A 16567-nucleotide genomic window follows, 5' to 3' on the forward strand; every position below is an offset into this window, starting at 1 on the left:
GCGGGTCAGTCGGGCTGAGCCCGCCGCTGCTCCCGACCGATCCGGCGCTGCTCCTCGGCGCGCTCCCGGCAACGCCGCAGGAACTCCTCGTCGGTCTCCGAGTCCTGCGCGATGTGTCGTCCCGGCCGGTCGTACTCGGGGAACGCCGACGGCGGTCCGGAACGACGCGATGCGCTGTATCCGCCTTCCGGACGGCCCGCGACCAGCCACAGCACCGAGCCCAGCAGCGGCACCAGCACGACGACGACGGCCCAACCGACCTTCGGGATGTTCCGTACGGCGTGCTCGTCGGCGACGATCACGTCGACCAGACAGAACACCCACAGGACCATCACGATCAAACCCAGATACGGCATGGACGCCGACCCTCCCCACTTCCGCCCCGACCACGATGACTCCCCGACCACACGTGCACCGTCGATGAAACCAACCCAAAGGTACGTAGCGCAACTATCGAGTCTCGCCCGAGGAGCCGGGGCGTGCGGGACGCGTGATCAGATCCCCAACGACCGCGCGATCATCGGCCAGGAGTTGTGCAGGTCGTCCTGCCAGTAGCCCCACGAGTGCGTGCCACCCGGCTTGAAGTCGAACGTCGCCGGAATCTGCAACTGGGCCAGACGATTCGCGAGATTGTGGGTGCAGTAGTTCGTTGCCGCTTCGATGATGCCGCCCACGATCACCTGGTTGGCCAGCGCGGCCGGGCGACCGTCGATCCCGAGACCGTCCAGTGTCTCGTGCGGACCGGGCAGTCCCGACCCGGTGGTGATGTACAGTTCCGTGCCCCGCAGGCGTTCGGCGTTGGCCACCGGATCGTTCTGCCCCCAGCCGGGCCCGTCGAGCGGCCCCCACATGTTGGTGACGTCCACCCCGCCGCGGAGACCGACCACGGTCTGGATGAAACTCTGGCCGGCCGGCGTCGCCGTCTCGGCGCAGCCGCTGAACGAGCCGACACTCCGGTAGAAGCCGGGCTTGGCGATCGCGTAGTTGAGAACCGACGTGCCGGTCATCGAGATCGCGACGATCGACTGCACCTTGTTCGTACCGAACTCGGCGTCGATGACGGGAGGCAGTTCCTCGAGCATGAAGGTCTGCCACTTCTGGCGGCCCAGCTTCTCGTCGTCCTTCTGCCAGTCGGTGTAGTAGCTGAAGGCGCCCTGGAGTGGGGTGACGACATTGACGTTCTTGTCCTGGAAGAACTGGTTGATGTCCGTGTTCCGCTGCCACGTGGCCCGGTCCTCGCCACCGCCCGCGCCGTTGAGGAGGTACAACGTGGGGCGCGGCACGCTCCCGTCCGCGGGACGAATGACCTCGAGCGGAATGTTGCGGTCCATCGAGGGCGAGTACACCGAGATGTTCACCCTGCGATCGGATACCGCGGTCGATTTCACCAGATACGCGCCGGAGGCTTTCGACACTGCCGTCACCGCACCGCCCGAGGAGTCGCCGCCCACGGTGTCGCCGCCCGCGGACGCCGTTGCCGGAACGGCGACCAGCGGGACCACCGCCGCGGCGGCTGCGGCCACGAACAGACGCGTCGCCGAAAATCTCGGATGCCTCATGTGAAACCCTCTCCCCCGGAACACGAACGCGCCGGACCTCACCGGACCGCAGAACCACGCCGGACCATACCGAGCGAATCGCCCCGAGTGTCCCGATCGGAGTTTTCGCTCGAAGTTCACCCGCCGCCTCACCCGCCTGCGCGGACCGCCCGCGAAAATCACGTTGCGGAGCAACGGCACCGGTCGCTAGGGTCGTCCGCAGACGTTCGAGAGCGACCAGGAGGTGAGTCGATGATTGCGGTGACAGCCACTGCCGTGGGCACTGCCCGGACCATCCTCACATCCCGGGCCTCGATCTGAGTCGAATCCCCTCTTCCTGACCGGACGGTGCGCAACAGCGCGCCGAGGGTGAAGCGCGTCCTCGGACGGGGCCCGATCCCGAAGGGTCTCACCATGTCTTCTTCACCATCGTCTTCCACACCATCCCCCAACTCCTCCGCACAGGACCTCGCCGCACTCGGCTGGGACGGCACGCTCGCCGAACAGTTCACCGAGTACGAATCCCGAGGGCTCGTCGCTGCCCGCGTCGCCAGGGTCGACCGTGGTCGCTGCCACGTACTGACCGCGAGCGGTTCGGTACGTGCCGACAGCACGGCCGTCACGACGTCCGATCCCGAGCACACGGTGTGCACCGGAGACTGGGCTGCACTCGAACTCGGCCCGCAACCTCGAGTCGTGGCAGTACTGCCGCGACGCGGCGTGATCGCACGAGCATCGGTGGGTCGGACGTCGCATCGCCAAGTTCTGGCGGCCAACGTCGACACCGCCTGCGTCGTGGTGTCACTCGCCGCACCGATCAAGCCGGGCCGAATCGAGCGGCTGCTGGCGCTGGCCTGGGACGCCGGCACCACACCGTTGATCGTTCTGACGAAAGTCGATGCCGCCGAGTGCGATCCGGGGACCGCAGCGGACGAGGTCTCCGCACTGGCGATCGGTGTCGACGTCGTCACCGTCAGCGCCCGCACCAGAGAGGGCATCGACGAACTCGCGCGGCGCCTACCCGGAACCACCGTGCTGCTCGGCCCGTCCGGTGCCGGCAAGTCCTCGCTGACCAACGCCCTGCTCGGCGAAGACCGGATGGATACGAACGAGGTCCGCGCCACCGACGGCAAGGGACGGCACACCACGGTGCACCGGGAACTGTTCCCCGTCCCGGGAGGCGGTGTACTGATCGACACCCCAGGACTGCGAGGCATCGGCGTGCACGACGTCGGCGACGGCATCGAGCACGTCTTCGGTGACATCGAAGAGATGGCCCGGGGCTGCGGATTCCGGGATTGCCGGCACCGCAGCGAACCGCGATGCGCGGTCCAGGACGCGGTGACCGACGGTCGACTCGACCTCGAGCGGCTCGACCGCTACCGCCGAATGCTGCGCGAGAGCGAATGGGCGGCGTCTCGCGGCGACGCCCGGCAGGCCGGCAAGCGCACCGCCGCGGACAAGGCCATCACGCGCGACATCAAAGCCCTGTATCGCCTCCGCGGGCGCCGAGACTGAAACCCGAATCCCCTTGAAACGGAAGGATTACATGACCATTCACTGGACCACCCGGCCCGAGAGCGACACCGACAGCGACGCCGTCCGCCGGATCCTGCTGGCTGCGTTCGACACCGCCGAGGAGGCCGATCTCGTCGACGCGCTGCGCCGCGATCCGGCGTGGGTCGACGGCTTGTCGATGCTCACCGTCGACGCCGACGGCGAGCCCGTCGGGTTCGCGCTGCTCACGCGCTGCCACATCGGCGACACCCCCGCACTGTGTCTGGCACCGTGCGCGGTGCTGCCGCAGTATCAGCGGACCGGTGCCGGCTCGGCCGCGATCCGTGCGGTGCTCGACGCCGCGAAGCAGCGCGGCGAGCACTTCGTGACCGTCCTCGGGCACCCGGAGTACTACCCGAGGTTCGGGTTCACCCGCGCGTCCGCGCACGACGTGCGAATGAACGTCGTCGTACCCGAGGACGCCCTCATGGTGCTCGCGTTGGACGGGCGCCCGATCCCGGGCGGGACGATCACCTACGCCGCCGCGTTCGGCGACATCTGACGGCGACCCAGCACGAACGACCCCCGCGCGACCGCTGCCACGACGAGTAGCAGCGTCAGCGCACCGGCGACGTAGATCCACGCCGGGGTTCGGTCGGCGTCCGGGGCGGCCTGCACGGCAGTGTCCGCCTCGGACGCCTTCGTCTGCGCCGACGGCAGCGCTTTCGATGCGTCGGACACGTTCGTCGAAAGCCCCTGCACCACACCGGTGATCGGCCCGGTGCCGTCGACGAGCTGCCCGGTTCCGTCGGCGAGGGCCTTGCCACCGTCGTCGAGGAGCGCGAGGCCGTCACTCAGCTGCCGGGCGCCGTCCGCAACCTGTCCCACACCGCTGACGAACTGGGCGGACGGATCACTCAGCTCGTACGACAGTTGACGAGCGCCGTCCTTCAGCATGGCGAGCTGCGCGAGGGTGTCCGGTCCGAGCCCCTCGGCGTCGAGCTGCGCGACGAGGTCGTTCACCCGCCCCGACGCGGCCTGCGACACCGGATCGGTGGATGCCGACAGCGCTGCCGCCACCTGCCGCAGCGAACCGGTGACCTGCCCCTGCAGCTCCCCCAGCCCGGAGAGCCGGTCCACGACCTCGTCGACGCCGCCGCTGATCTGTTGCGCGCCGTCACCGAGTTGTCCGACGCCTCCGCTCAACTGGTCGAGCCCGGCAGACAGCTGCCCCGCCCCGTCCCGAGCCTGCCCGAGTCCCACCGAGAGCTGGTTGGCGCCGTCGTCGAGCTGCCGGCCCCCGTCCACCAGCTGGTTCATCCCACCGTTCAACAGCGACAGCGGCAGGCTGGTCTGCTGCAGGCTCCGGCGGGCCTGCGCGAGAGCGTCGGCATCCGAGTCGGCGGGCGGACCCGCCTCGAGCGACGTGTCGGGGTCGGCCCTGACCACGGGTTCGTCGGCGAACACGGTGAAGTACGACACCGTACCGACGACGGCGACGACGAGCAGGCCGAGGAGCGCGACGACCTGTCGGGTGGAGAGTCTGCGGCGGCGGGGTTTGTCGTGTTCGCTCATAGGTCCGCGAACGGTAGCCGCGGCAATTAAGCGATCTCTGAGATGGAGACACCTCTCACATCGATGTCGCCTCCGCCGCGACCTCGGCGATGACCGCAGCGTCCTCCTCACCGAACGTCTCCTCGAGCGCCTCGGGTGAGTAGTCGAGGTCGATCTCCTCGACCGGCCGGCCCCGGGCCGACTCGATCGCACCGAGGCGACGTTGCGCCCGGTCCGCGGCGTACTCGAGATACACCGCGGGGTCGATGCCGAACGGCGGTTCCTCGAACTGGTCGTTGACCCACTGAATCATGTCGAGCGCGTGCGGGAGAAGCTCCCCCATCCGCTGCTGGACGAGGTCCCAGTTGCTGTCGTCGGCGGCGACGTGCCGGCGGCACGTGAAGGTGCCCCACGCCATATGCCGACGCTCGTCGTCACCGATGCGACGGACGAGTTCCTGCATGCCCGGGAAGATCCCGCGCTCGGTGCACACACGCTGCCACGCGTAGTAACCGGTGAGCGCGAGGCTGCCCTCGATGACGTGGTTGTAGGTGACGCTCGCGCGGATCTGGTTGGCCGGACTGGGATCGGTCTCGAGGATCCGCAGGGATCGCGGCAGCTCCTCGTAGAACAGCGTGCGATAGTGCGGGTTCTCGGCAACGAACGGGTGGAGATCGCCGTCGAGGCCGACGGCGTCCATCCACCGCCGGAACACCTGGACGTGCTTGGCTTCCTCGAAGCAGAACTGCGTCAGGTACATCTCGTCGTTGAACCGCCCCTCTGCGGCCATCGCCTTCATGAACGGCTGGATGTCCTCGGTGACCGCCTCCTCGCCGGCGATGAACTGGGTGCACAGGTACGTGGAACTGCGCTTCTCCTCACTGGTGAGTGAGGCCCAGTCCTCGGCATCCTGCGTGAAGTCGATGTCCGCCGGATTCCAGAACTTGGCATTGCCCTTCACGAACAGTCTGAGCGGGAATGCGTCCCAGTTGAGTCCGCCCTTGCGGAGCGAACTGAAGCCCTCTCTGTCCACCGATGTCGCGGTCATCCGAAGAACCTCCTGCGCCGACGTCCGCCTCGCACGCTCCCAGTCCCGGACCTGGACGTATCGATTGGGCCGAGCGTGCCCGGTCGCTTCTCACGGTAGTCCGGTTCGACCCCCGTCGGGAGTGTTTCCTGCACACCGATGCGCAAAGAAGTCGGGCGCGCGACGGCAATGCCTGTGTCTCCGGTCACCGCCGATGTCGTATGTTCCGGGAAGCAGTCGACGAAGGAGCAGTTGTGGACACGACCGAGATCGGATTCCTGCGCCGCGACGGCGACGGGTTCTTCCCGCTCGACATGGGTATCAGCAAGTGGTCACCCGACATGATCAACGGGCCGGCGATCACCGGCATCCTCGCGCGGGCCATCGAGAACGAGCACGGCGCAGAGGGATTCGTGCCGGCGCGCCTGACCGTCGACCTGTTCCGCCCGGCACGGGCCGAGCAACTCCACGTCGTCACCCGCAGCGTCCGCGACGGCAACCGTATCCGCGTCGCCGACGCCGAGGTGATCCAGCAGGGCGAGGCCGTCGCCCGCGCCTCGGTGGTGTTCCTGCGCCGCTCGGAGCAGCCGCCGGGCGAGCTCTGGACTCGCCCCGACACACCGCAACCGCCGCCGCTGAGCCTCCTCGAACCGTTGCAGGCACCGTCACATCCGTGGATCGGCAGCGACGGCCATCCCGCCGGCTGGTCACCGTCACTGCGCGATCACGAGGGTTCGAGCCGCAAGCGCATGTGGCAGTACCAGATCCCGGTGGTCGCCGGGGAGGAACCGTCACCGTTCGCCCGCGCCGCGATGGTCGGCGAGACCACCAGCCTCATGACCAACTGGGGCACCGCCGGCATCGGGTTCATCAACGCAGACCTGACCCTCGCGCTGTCCCGGCTGCCGGAGGGACCGGAGATCGGCATCGAGGCAGACAATCACCTCAGCGTCGACGGCATCTCCGTCGGTAGCACGACGATGTTCGATCGGCGCGGACCGATCGGCACGTGCATCGTCAGCGCACTGTCGAACGCCGAGCGGCAGCTGGGGTTCCGCCGCTGACCCGCGCCGCTCGCGGACTCGCCAGGAAGAAGCGCTCGGCGACCAGGTCGGCGATCGCGTCGTGCGCGCCGAGCGGGTCCGCGACCCCGTCCGCCCCGGCCTGACCCAGCCGCGTGTGGAACAGGCCGGGCGCCAGCAGGTACGACGCGACGCGCACGCGCCGTTCCCCCTCCGCCCGAAGTCGGGCGACGGCCTCGGCCACCGTCGGCGTGCCGGAGGCGATGTAGCCGACCGGGACGTCACGGCGCACCCGCGCCGACAGCATCGCCGCGGCGCGGCGTACGTCGTGCCGGCCCCGCGGATCCGACGACCCCGCCGCGGCGAGCACCACGGCATCGCCGAGCCGCCAACCGGATTCGCGCAGTCGCTGTTCGAGCACCCTTGCCAGGGCGGGGTGCGGGCCGAGGGCGCGGGTCACGACGACCCGCGGGTGTCCGCTGTCCGCGACCGCACGGGGCACGTCGGTGTGCACGTGGTACCCGGACGCCAGGAACGCGGGCACGAGCACTGCCGGTCCGCGGACGTCGCACAGCACCTCGGTGGGCGACGGCCCCAGCACGTCGACGAACGCGGTGCGCACCGCCCCGACCTGCTCGGCCGCCGCTTCGGCGAGCGCCGCAACGGTTTCGACGCCGGCGCGGCTGCGGGTGCCGTGCGCGACGAGCACCAACTCCGTGGCGCTCACCGGCTTGCCTCGAGCAGCCGGTCGTACTCCGCCGGGTCCAGCGCCAACCGGTAGCCACGCTTGACGACGGTCTGCACCGCCTTGGGTGCCCCCAGGTGGCTGCGCAGCCGCGCGATCGCGGTCTCGACGGCGTGCGGATCACCGCTGCCGCCGGGGAGCGACGCCAGCAGGTCCGCACGGGAGACCACCATGCCGGGCCGCTCCGCCAGGCGTCGTACGAGTGCCATTCCGGCGGGTGAGAGCACCTTGACCTCGCCGTCGACGACGACGCACGTGCCGCGCACGCTCAGTTCGTGGCCGCCCGCCCGCACCTGCGCGTCCCGCCGTGGCAACTCGTCCGCGATGTGCCGGGCCAGCGACCCCAGACGTGAGCGTGCCGGCATCGTCGTAGGTGCCCCGAGTGCGGTCAACGGCGCGGCGGTGACGGGTCCGACACACGCCGCGAGCACCCGCCCGTCAAACGCCCGGAGCAGCGGTTCGAGCGCACCGGTCTGCTTGGCGCGGCCCAGGATCGAGGCGACCGCGGGCGCACTCGTGAAGCTCACCGCGTCCAGCCCACCGCACCCGACGGACTCGATCAGCCGGTCCATCGCGCTGCAGTCGTCCGGCGGCGTCCATCGGTACACGGGCACCGCGATCACGTGGGCCCCGGCGGCCCGCAGCGCCGCGCAGAAATCCGGTGCGGGTTCCCATTCGGTGGTTGCACCGTGCAGTTGCACAGCGATTCGTCGGCCCGCGATCCCCTCGCCCAACAGATGTTCGAGCACCTCCGCCGACGACTCGGATTCCGGCGACCACTCCTCGCGCAGGCCGGCGGCGCGCACCGCTCCGGTCGCCTTGGGACCGCGAGCCAGGATCCTCGTGGACCCCAGCGCGGTGAGCAGTTCCTCGCCCGTTCCCCAGCCCTCGGCCGCACCCATCCAGCCCCGGAAACCGATGCCGGTGGTCGCGACGATCACGTCCGGCGGGTCCGCGACGATCGTCTCGGTCACACGGGCCAGTTCGGTGTCGTCGGCGAGCGGGATGATCCGGATCGCCGGCGCGTGCACGACGTCCGCACCCCGCCGGACGAGCAGCGTCGCGAGCTCGTCCGCCCGACGCGACGCCGTGATCCCCACCGTGAAGCCGCGCAGCTCGTCGCCACGCGGCGGCCCCCCAGCCGTCACGTGGACCCGACCGGGGTCACGCACACCTGGACGACGTCGCCGCCACGCCCCTCGACGACACGGACCGGGTACACCGGCAGCCGCACCGACGCGTCGTCGAGACACCTCCCGTCCACGAGCGAGAACACCTGCTTGAGCAGTGGCGACGCGACGGTTGGTTCACCGTGCCGGTCGCCGACCAGTCCCCGGGACATCACCGCGGCCCGGGCGACGGGGTCGATGTTGCCCACCGCTCGCAGGCTGCCGTCGGCGAGCCGGAACAGTGCGGCCTGGGCGCCGCCGCGCAGGAGCACGGCCACGCCGCGCCCCGGGATCAGATGGCTCCGCGTACACGCGGACGTCCAATGCCGTGCCTCCGCCTCGAAGGGCGTCTCACTGGTGCCGACCTCGCCGGACACCCAGCTCTCCATCACCGTCATCGCAGACCTCCCTGTCCTGTGCTCATTCAAAAGTCGGGTTGTTTCCGCGGCGTTACTCCTCGATTACCGACTCGAGGAGAGTTCCGAACGGCGTTCCGGTACGTCCGGTATGCCCATCAGGACGGGCACCTTGCGGGGTCCGGAGTCGTCGAACACCACGGTCGGGTCGGGCACGTCGGGGGCGTTGACGAACGACACGAACCGCGACAGCTTCTCCGGATCCTCGAGTACCCCGGCCCACTCGTCGCGGTAGCCGGCGACGTGCCGGGCCATCGCCGCCTCGAGGTCGTCGGCGATCCCGAGGCTGTCGTCGCACACCACGGCCTTCAGGTGATCGAGTCCGCCGTCGAGCGATTCCACCCACGGCGCGGTGCGCTGCAACCGGTCCGCAGTGCGGACGTAGAACATGAGGTAGCGGTCGATGTACCGGATCAGGGTCCCGTCGTCGAGACCGCCCGCGAGCAACTGCGCGTGCCTGGGCGACTGGCCGCCGTTACCGCCGACGTACAAATTCCAGCCGCTCTCGGTGGCGATGACGCCGACGTCCTTGCCGCGGGCCTCGGCGCACTCGCGCGCGCACCCCGACACCCCGAACTTGATCTTGTGCGGCGCGCGCAGGCCGCGGTACCGGTTCTCGAGTCGCACCGCCATCCCCACCGAGTCCTGCACGCCGTACCGGCACCACGTGGACCCGACACAACTCTTCACGGTGCGCAGCGACTTCCCGTACGCCTGACCGGATTCCATGCCGACTTCGATCAGACGCCGCCAGATCTCCGGTAGCTGCTCCACGCGGGCACCGAACAGGTCGATCCGCTGACCACCGGTCACCTTGAGGTAGAGATCGTAGTCGCGGGCGATCTCACCGATCGTGATGAGCTGTTCGGGCGTGCACTCGCCGCCGGGCATCCGCGGCACCACGGAGTACGTGCCGCCCCGCTGGATGTTGGCGAGGAAGTGATCGTTGGTGTCCTGCAGTGCGGCCTGCTCGCCGTCCAACACGTGGTCCGACGACGTGGACGCGAGGATCGACGCGACGACGGGCTTGCAGATGTCGCAGCCGGTTCCGGTGCCGTACTGCGCGATCAGACCCGAGAACGTGCGGGTGTCGGTGGCGCGGACGATCTCGAACAGTTCGGCGCGGGACTGCGTGAAGTGCTCGCACAGCGCCTTCGACAGCTCCACACCCGACGACGCGAGCAGTGCCTTCACGGTCGGCAGGCACCCACCGCACGTCGTGCCCGCGCCGGTGCAGTTCTTCACCGAGGCGAGATCGCACGCACCGTCGGCGATCGCCGCGCAGATCTCGCCCTTGGTGACGGCATTGCACGAGCACACCTGCGCGTCGTCGGGAAGTGCTCCGGCGCCAGGCTTCTCGCCGGCCGAGGAGATCAGTGCCGCGGGGTCGCCGGGCAGCTCCCGTCCGACGAGCGGACGCAGCGATCCGTACGCGCTCGCGTCGCCGACGAGGATGCCGCCGAGCAGAGTCCGCGCGTCGTCGGAGACCACGAGCTTGGCGTAGGTGCCCTTCGCGGCGTCGCTGAGCACCACCTCCAGGGCGCCCGGGGTGGCGGCGTGCACGTCGCCGAAGCTCGCGACGTCCACGCCGAGCAGCTTGAGCTTGGTCGACAGGTCGGCGCCCGGGAACACCGCGTCGCCTCCGAGCAGCCGGTCCGCGACCACCTCGGCGGTGGTGTATCCGGGCGCGACCAGCCCGTAGCAGCGGCCCTCGACGGCCGCGCACTCACCGACCGCGAACACCGCGGGATCGGAGGTGACGCAACCGCTGTCGGTGAGGATGCCGCCCCGCTCGGCGACGGCGAGCCCGGCGTCGCGGGCCAGCTGGTCGCGGGGCCGGATGCCCGCCGAGAACACCAGCAGCGCCGCGTCGATCACCGTCCCGTCGGACAGTTCCACGCGCACCCCGGCCGGGCCGTCGGTGATCGACGCGACGCCGGTGCCGGTGTGCAGCGCGAGCCCGAGGTCGGTCACCAGCCGGGCCAGCACGGCGCCGCCACCCTCGTCGACCTGCAGTGGCATGAGGCGTGCGTTGTGCTCGACGACGTGCGGCGTCATACCCAGCTGCCGCAACGCGTTCGCGGCCTCGAGCCCCAGTAGCCCGCCGCCGACCACGACACCGACCGCACTCGGTCCGGCCGCCTCGGCCCGCGCGCGGATCCCGTCCAGATCGGTGGGAGTGCGGTAGACGAAGCACAGATCGTGGTCGTGGCCGGGCACCGGCGGCACGAACGGATAGGAGCCGGTGGCGAGGACGAGTGCGTCGTAGCGCAGTTCCTCCCCCGTCGACGTCGTGACGATGCGAGCATCCGGGTCGATCGACTCCGCGCGCACCCCCACCCGCAGATCGACGGCGCCGTCCCCGTCGAAGTCGTTGCCCGACAGCGCGAGTTCGCGCACATCCCAGGAGCCGACGTACGACGACAGCGCCACCCGGTCGTACGCCGGCACGTCCTCCTCGCCCAAGACGATCACCGTCCAGGTGTCGGCGTCGTCGCGCGCCCGCAGCGCCTCGACGAATCGGTGTCCCACCATGCCGTGTCCGATGACGATCGCGGTCCGTACGCTCATGCCGCACCTTCCTTCCGGGCCCGTTGTGTCGTGTCTTCGTCGTGTTCGTTCCGGGGATCGGTGGTCCGCAGCCAGTCGCAGATCCCCTCCACCGCGGAACTGCAACCGCCGCACCCCGTCGTCGCACGGGTCGCCGTCGCGAGCGCCCCGACCGACCGCGCACCGGCCCGCCACGCGCCCGTGAGATGCGCCTTGGTCACCGAGTTGCAGCGGCAGATCACCGCGCCGCCCGGCATGCCGGCGGGGCTCGCGGTCTCCGATGCCGCGCCGGTGCGCCCGGTCAGCAGCGACATCCGGTCCTGCGGCACCGGCAGTTTCGCGTCGAACAGCTGGGTGACCGTCCCGACGGTGTCGGGGCAGCCGAGCAGGACCGCTCCGGCGATCCGCTCGTCGGCCACGACCAACTTGGCGTAGCGCCCGCGGGCCGGGTCGGCGACGGTGAGAACCTCGTACTCACCGTCGTGCAGGTCCGCACTCACGTCACCCATCGACGCGAGATCGATGTCGTGGGCCTTGAGTCGCGTCACCGGCGGGGTGCCGTGGTACTCGGCGGTGGCGTCGGCGCCGGTGATCCGGTCGGCGACCACCTCCGCCTGCTCCCAGCCCGGCTGCACGAGCCCGTACACCTCGCCGCGGTGCTGCGCGCACTCGCCGATCGCCCACACGTGCGGGACGTCGGTGCGCAGCGCGTCGTCGACGACGATCCCGTGCTCCACCGTGGCGCCGACGGCCGACGCCAGCTCGGTCGCCGGCCGGATTCCGGCCGTGAGCACCACGATGTCCGCGGGAAGTTTGGTGCCGTCGTCGAGCACGAGCGCTCTCCCGGAGGCGTTGCGACGCAGGGCGACCGCGCGGCGCTCGAGTACCACCCTCATGCCCAGGCTCGTCAGGACGCGGGTGAGTACCCGGCCGCCGCCCTCGTCCAGCTGCCGCTCCATCGGCACCGCCCGGGGATGCACGACGGTGACGTCGGCGCCGCGCAGCAGCAGCCCGCGGGCGGCCTCGAGCCCGAGCAGCCCGCCCCCGAGTACCACCGCCCGGCAGCCCGGGCCCGCGGCCTGGGCGATGCGCGCGCAGTCCTCCACCGTCCGGAATGCGACGACGTCCGAATCGTCGGCCGCCATCCCCTCGATGCGCGGCACGAACGGAACGCTGCCCGTCGCGAACACCAGCTCGTCGTAGCCGAGCGTCGTGCCGTCGTCGCCGCACACGGTTCGGGTCGCGGTGTCGATCCCGGTCACCCGCACCCCAGTGCGGACGTCGACGTGGTTGCGGACCCACCAGTCGTCGGGCCGCAGCCGGGTGTCGCGCGCGGTGATGCTGCCCGCCAACACGTTCGAGAGCAGGATCCGGTTGTACGCGGCCCGCGGCTCCGCACCGAACACCACGATCCCGAGCCGGGCCGGGTCGCGTTCGCGCCGCCGCAACTCCTCCGCCAGCCGCGCCCCGGCCATGCCGTTGCCCACGATCACCACCCGGCTCACGGGGCCACCGCCCGGGCCGGCTCCAGCCGCACCGCGCACACCTTGAACTCCGGCATCCGGCTCGTCGGATCGAGTGCCGGGTTGGTGAGCAGGTTGGCGCGGGCGTCGCCGGCGAAGTGGAACGGCAGGAACACCGTGTCCAGGCGCATCGAGTCGTCGCACCGCACCGTGACGGACACTCGGCCGCGGCGCCCGACGACGAGCGCGTCGTCCCCGTCGCGCACGCCCGCCCGTGCCGCGGTGTCCGGGTGCACCTGGACGAACATCGACCCGGCCGCGGACGCCAGCTCCGCGACCCGGCGGGTCTGCGCGCCCGATTGATAGTGCGCGAGAACACGTCCCGTGGTCGCGACCAGTGGGAACTCCTCGTCCGGCGCTTCTGCCGGACCCCGATGCTCGACGGCGGTGAACCGAGCCCTCCCGTCGTCGGTGCCGAAGCGGTCGAGGAACAGCCGGGGCGTCCCGGGATGCCCGACGTCGGGACACGGCCAGTGCAGCACCTCCCCCGCATCGAGACGGTCGTAGGTGACGCCCGCATAGTCCGCGCCGCCACCGGCGGATGCGGCCCTCAGCTCGTCGAACACCTCGCGCGGCTCGACCGGGAACCGGTGCGCAGGCTGCCCGAGCCGAACGGCCAACCCACGCAGCACTTCGAGCTCGCCGCGAGCTCCGTCCGGTGGTTCCACACCCCGACGCCGCCGCAATACACGCCCCTCGAGGCTCGTCATCGTGCCCTCCTCCTCGGCCCACTGCAGGACCGGCAGCACCACGTCGGCCATCGCGGCGGTCTCCGACAGCAGGAAGTCGCACACCACCAGCAGATCGAGGGAGCGCAACCGGTCGACGACGTGCCCGGCCCGGGGCGCCGACACCGCGAGGTTGGCGCCGTGCACCATCAACGCGCGAGGTCCGCCGGGGCGGCCGAGCACGTCGAGCAGTTCGTACGCGCTGCGGCCCGGCCCGGGCAGGTCCGCCGGATCGACGCCCCACACGCGTGCGACGTGCTCGCGTGCAACGGGATCGCTGATCTTGCGGTAGCCGGGCAACTGGTCCGCCTTCTGCCCGTGTTCGCGGCCACCCTGGCCGTTGCCCTGACCGGTGACCGGGCCGTAACCGCTGCCCCGCCGGCCGGGCAGGCCCAGCGCGAGCGCCAGCCCGATCCACGCCGAGACGGTGTCGGTGCCGCTCGCGTGCTGCTCTGTCCCGCGCGCGGTGAGCACGTACGCGCCCGTGTCCGCCCGTCGGGACCGCGCCAGGACCTCCACTGCGCGCCGCAGCGCCGCGACCGGGACCCCGGTCACCCGTTCGGTGCGCTCGGGCCACCACTGTGCCGCTGCGAGCCACGCGTCGTCGAAGCCGGTCGTGCGGGTCTCGACGAACTCCCGGTCGAGGTGCCCCTCGGTGACGGCGAGGTGCAACATCCCCAGCGCCAGGGGCAGATCCGTGCCGGGCGCGAGTTGCAGGTGCAATCCGCCGCCGGCCAGCGCCCGGTCCGCCGTGGCGGTGCGCCGCGGGTCGACGACGATCAGCCCGCCGGCCTCCGCCGCCGCCGTCAGGTGCCCGACGAGCGGCGGCATCGTCTCGGCGACGTTGCCCCCGACCAGCAGGATCGCCTTCGCCGACGTCAGATCGGTGACCGGAAACGGCAGTCCGCGATCGAGCCCGAACGCGCGGATCCCCGCCGCCGCGGCGGACGACATGCAGAACCGCCCGTTGTAGTCGATGTTCGACGTGCTGAGCGCGACGCGCGCGAACTTGCCGAGCATGTACGCCTTCTCGTTGGTGAGCCCGCCGCCGCCGAACATCCCCACCGCGTCCCGACCCCCGACCTCCTGCGCGGCGCGGAAGCCGTCGGCGACCCGGTCGAGGGCGTCGTCCCACGACGTCGGCTGCAGCCGCCCGGCGACCCGGACCAGGGGCGTGGTGAGCCGGTCGGGGTGGCGCAGCAGTTCGGCGCTCGTCCACCCCTTCTGGCACAGGCCGCCGCGGTTGGTCGAGAACTGACGGGCCGAGACGGTCGGCCCGGATGCGCCGTCGGCGGTGAGCGCCATCGCGCACTGCAGGCCGCAGTAGGGACAGTGGGTGTCGATCCGTCGGCCGACGACGGGCGCGATCACGACGCCACCGCGATCGACTGTCCGGCAACGTCGTTCGCTGCGGACGTGCGCCGCACGAACACGATCCAGGTGACCACGGCGCACACGATGTAGAAGCCGAGGAACACCCAGAACGCCATCGTCGCCGACTTGGCGGGGCTGCTGTACGACGCCCGCAGCACCAGGTTGATCCCGACTCCCCCGAGCCCGCCGATCGCACCGGCGAACCCGATCAGTGCCCCGGTCATGTTGCGCGACCATGCGGCCCGCGCGTCGGCGTCCAGTCCGTCCAGCGTCCGGGATCGGCCCTCGAAGATCGACGGGATCAGCTTGTACACCGACCCGTTGCCGATGCCGGAGAGCACGAACAGCGCCACGAAGCCGATCACCAACGCGGTCATGGCGGTCCCGGTCGCGGCGCCGGGGGTGGCGTCGTCCGCGGTGCCGGCCGCGACCAGCACTGCCGCCGCCAGCACCATCGCGGCGAACGTCCACAGCGTGATCCGGCCACCGCCGATGCGGTCCGCGAGCCGGCCGCCGAGCGGACGGGCGATCGAGCCGAGCAGCGGCCCCAGGAACGCGATCTGCGCGGCGTGCAGTGCGGCCTGCGCCGGGGTGTCGCCACCGGCGAGGAAGTTGATCTGCAGCACCTGACCGAACGCGAAACTGAACCCGATGAACGAGCCGAACGTACCGATGTAGAGGAAGCTGACGATCCACGACTCCCGAACCCGCAGCGCTTCGAGCATCGAGTGCAGGTCGGCCTTCTGCCCCGTGAGGTTGTCCATGAACAACCCCGCACCGACCGCCGCCACCGCGATGAGCACGAGGTAGACCGCGCACACCAGGTACGGCGCGGTGTTGCCGACCGTCGCGATGACGAGCAGACCCACCAACTGGATCACCGGCACGCCGATGTTGCCGCCGCCCGCGTTGAGCCCGAGTGCCCACCCCTTGAGACGCTGCGGGTAGAACGCGTTGATGTTGGCCATCGACGACGCAAAGTTGCCGCCGCCGACACCCGCGGTCGCCGCCACCAGCAGGAACGTCGTGTACGACGTGCCGGGGTGCATCACGAACCACAGCGTCAGCAGTGTCGGGACCAGCAGTACCAGCGCGCTGAAGATCGTCCAGTTACGTCCGCCGAACCGGGCCGTCGCCACCGTGTACGGGATGCGCAGGATCGATCCGACCAGGGTCGGGACGGCTACGAGGAAGAACTTGCCGGCCGCGTCGATGCCGAAGACATCGGTCGGCATGAACAGCACCATCACCGACCAGATCGACCAGACCGAGAAGCCGACGTGCTCAGCGACCACCGACCACACGAGATTGCGTCGGGCGATGGCCTTGCCGCCGGCTTCCCAGGCGTCGACGTCCTCGGCGTCCCAACGCTCGATACGGTGGCCGCGCACCGTGGGCGCGGCGCCGGACGTTTCTGTGGGCCG

14 protein-coding genes are annotated in these 16567 nt (G+C 70.6%); 3 read left to right on the plus strand and 11 right to left on the minus strand.

Going from position 1 to position 16567, the window contains the following annotated elements; genetic code table 11:
• Positions 1–5: 5 nt before the first annotated feature.
• Together C7H75_RS17220 and C7H75_RS17225 are read right to left on the minus strand one after the other, a co-directional pair.
• Positions 6–356 (minus strand): PLDc N-terminal domain-containing protein, encoded by a 351-nt coding sequence (locus C7H75_RS17220; RefSeq protein ID WP_005518808.1) that lies wholly within the window; start codon positions 354–356, stop codon positions 6–8.
• 138 nt (positions 357–494) lie between these two features.
• Complete coding sequence (locus C7H75_RS17225) at positions 495–1559, minus strand: alpha/beta hydrolase (protein ID WP_044991316.1); 1065 nt, start codon at positions 1557–1559, stop codon at positions 495–497.
• A gap of 393 nt (positions 1560–1952) precedes the next feature.
• Between C7H75_RS17225 and rsgA the strand changes: the two genes are divergently transcribed.
• Complete coding sequence (gene rsgA, locus C7H75_RS17230) at positions 1953–3056, plus strand: ribosome small subunit-dependent GTPase A (protein ID WP_044991358.1); 1104 nt, start codon at positions 1953–1955, stop codon at positions 3054–3056.
• Positions 3057–3087: 31 nt separating this feature from the next.
• The gene (locus C7H75_RS17235; RefSeq protein WP_022597081.1) at positions 3088–3597 is read left to right on the plus strand and encodes a GNAT family N-acetyltransferase; all 510 of its coding nucleotides are present in this window, start codon (positions 3088–3090) and stop codon (positions 3595–3597) included.
• Here C7H75_RS17235 and C7H75_RS17240 read toward each other — a convergent pair.
• Together C7H75_RS17240 and C7H75_RS17245 are read right to left on the minus strand one after the other, a co-directional pair.
• Positions 3570–4610: a hypothetical protein gene (locus C7H75_RS17240; protein WP_022597082.1), complete on the minus strand. Its 1041-nt coding sequence runs from the start codon at positions 4608–4610 to the stop codon at positions 3570–3572. The genes C7H75_RS17235 and C7H75_RS17240 overlap by 28 nt on opposite strands.
• A 55-nt stretch (positions 4611–4665) precedes the next feature.
• Positions 4666–5637 carry a R2-like ligand-binding oxidase gene (locus C7H75_RS17245; protein WP_005518799.1) on the minus strand — a complete coding sequence of 324 codons (972 nt, stop codon included), beginning with the start codon at positions 5635–5637 and terminating at the stop codon, positions 4666–4668.
• Between the two features lie 200 nt (positions 5638–5837).
• On the opposite strand from C7H75_RS17245, the gene C7H75_RS17250 reads away from it, so the two are divergent.
• Positions 5838–6680 carry an acyl-CoA thioesterase domain-containing protein gene (locus C7H75_RS17250; protein WP_005518798.1) on the plus strand — a complete coding sequence of 281 codons (843 nt, stop codon included), beginning with the start codon at positions 5838–5840 and terminating at the stop codon, positions 6678–6680.
• On the opposite strand, the gene C7H75_RS17255 is transcribed toward C7H75_RS17250, so the two are convergent.
• The 7 genes from C7H75_RS17255 to C7H75_RS17285 form a co-directional block, all read right to left on the minus strand.
• A complete protein-coding gene (locus C7H75_RS17255) occupies positions 6634–7365 on the minus strand; it encodes a sirohydrochlorin chelatase (RefSeq protein WP_022597084.1) in 732 nt (243 codons plus the stop codon). The genes C7H75_RS17250 and C7H75_RS17255 overlap by 47 nt on opposite strands.
• A complete protein-coding gene (locus C7H75_RS17260) occupies positions 7362–8531 on the minus strand; it encodes a uroporphyrinogen-III synthase (RefSeq protein ID WP_044991360.1) in 1170 nt (389 codons plus the stop codon). The genes C7H75_RS17255 and C7H75_RS17260 overlap by 4 nt, the downstream gene beginning before the upstream one ends.
• The gene (nirD, locus tag C7H75_RS17265; RefSeq protein WP_005518795.1) at positions 8528–8950 is read right to left on the minus strand and encodes a nitrite reductase small subunit NirD; all 423 of its coding nucleotides are present in this window, start codon (positions 8948–8950) and stop codon (positions 8528–8530) included. Before nirD ends, C7H75_RS17260 begins: the two co-directional genes overlap by 4 nt.
• A gap of 63 nt (positions 8951–9013) precedes the next feature.
• Complete coding sequence (nirB, locus tag C7H75_RS17270; RefSeq protein ID WP_106851631.1) at positions 9014–11539, minus strand: nitrite reductase large subunit NirB; 2526 nt, start codon at positions 11537–11539, stop codon at positions 9014–9016.
• Positions 11536–13023, minus strand: coding sequence for an FAD-dependent oxidoreductase (locus C7H75_RS17275; protein WP_106852032.1), 1488 nt, complete (start codon positions 13021–13023; stop codon positions 11536–11538). The genes nirB and C7H75_RS17275 overlap by 4 nt, the downstream gene beginning before the upstream one ends.
• Positions 13020–15140, minus strand: coding sequence for a molybdopterin oxidoreductase family protein (locus tag C7H75_RS17280; protein WP_106851632.1), 2121 nt, complete (start codon positions 15138–15140; stop codon positions 13020–13022). The genes C7H75_RS17275 and C7H75_RS17280 overlap by 4 nt, the downstream gene beginning before the upstream one ends.
• Positions 15137–16534, minus strand: coding sequence for an MFS transporter (locus tag C7H75_RS17285; RefSeq protein WP_087586979.1), 1398 nt, complete (start codon positions 16532–16534; stop codon positions 15137–15139). Before C7H75_RS17285 ends, C7H75_RS17280 begins: the two co-directional genes overlap by 4 nt.
• Positions 16535–16567 lie beyond the last annotated feature (33 nt).

This window comes from Rhodococcus (subgen. Prescottella) equi, from assembly GCF_003013675.1.
GTDB classification, from domain to species: Bacteria; Actinomycetota; Actinomycetes; order Mycobacteriales; family Mycobacteriaceae; genus Prescottella; species Prescottella equi.

Excerpts from the sequence above, each read along its gene's own strand:
- nirB (WP_106851631.1), bottom strand. The coding sequence starts at position 11,539 with ATGAGCGTACGGACCGCGATCGTCATCGGACACGGCATGGTGGGACAC.
- C7H75_RS17235 (WP_022597081.1), top strand. The coding sequence starts at position 3,088 with ATGACCATTCACTGGACCACCCGGCCCGAGAGCGACACCGACAGCGAC.
- C7H75_RS17250 (WP_005518798.1), top strand. The coding sequence starts at position 5,838 with ATGTTCCGGGAAGCAGTCGACGAAGGAGCAGTTGTGGACACGACCGAG.
- C7H75_RS17225 (WP_044991316.1), bottom strand. The coding sequence starts at position 1,559 with ATGAGGCATCCGAGATTTTCGGCGACGCGTCTGTTCGTGGCCGCAGCC.
- C7H75_RS17245 (WP_005518799.1), bottom strand. The coding sequence starts at position 5,637 with ATGACCGCGACATCGGTGGACAGAGAGGGCTTCAGTTCGCTCCGCAAG.
- nirD (WP_005518795.1), bottom strand. The coding sequence starts at position 8,950 with ATGACGGTGATGGAGAGCTGGGTGTCCGGCGAGGTCGGCACCAGTGAG.
- C7H75_RS17240 (WP_022597082.1), bottom strand. The coding sequence starts at position 4,610 with ATGAGCGAACACGACAAACCCCGCCGCCGCAGACTCTCCACCCGACAG.
- rsgA (WP_044991358.1), top strand. The coding sequence starts at position 1,953 with ATGTCTTCTTCACCATCGTCTTCCACACCATCCCCCAACTCCTCCGCA.
- C7H75_RS17220 (WP_005518808.1), bottom strand. The coding sequence starts at position 356 with ATGCCGTATCTGGGTTTGATCGTGATGGTCCTGTGGGTGTTCTGTCTG.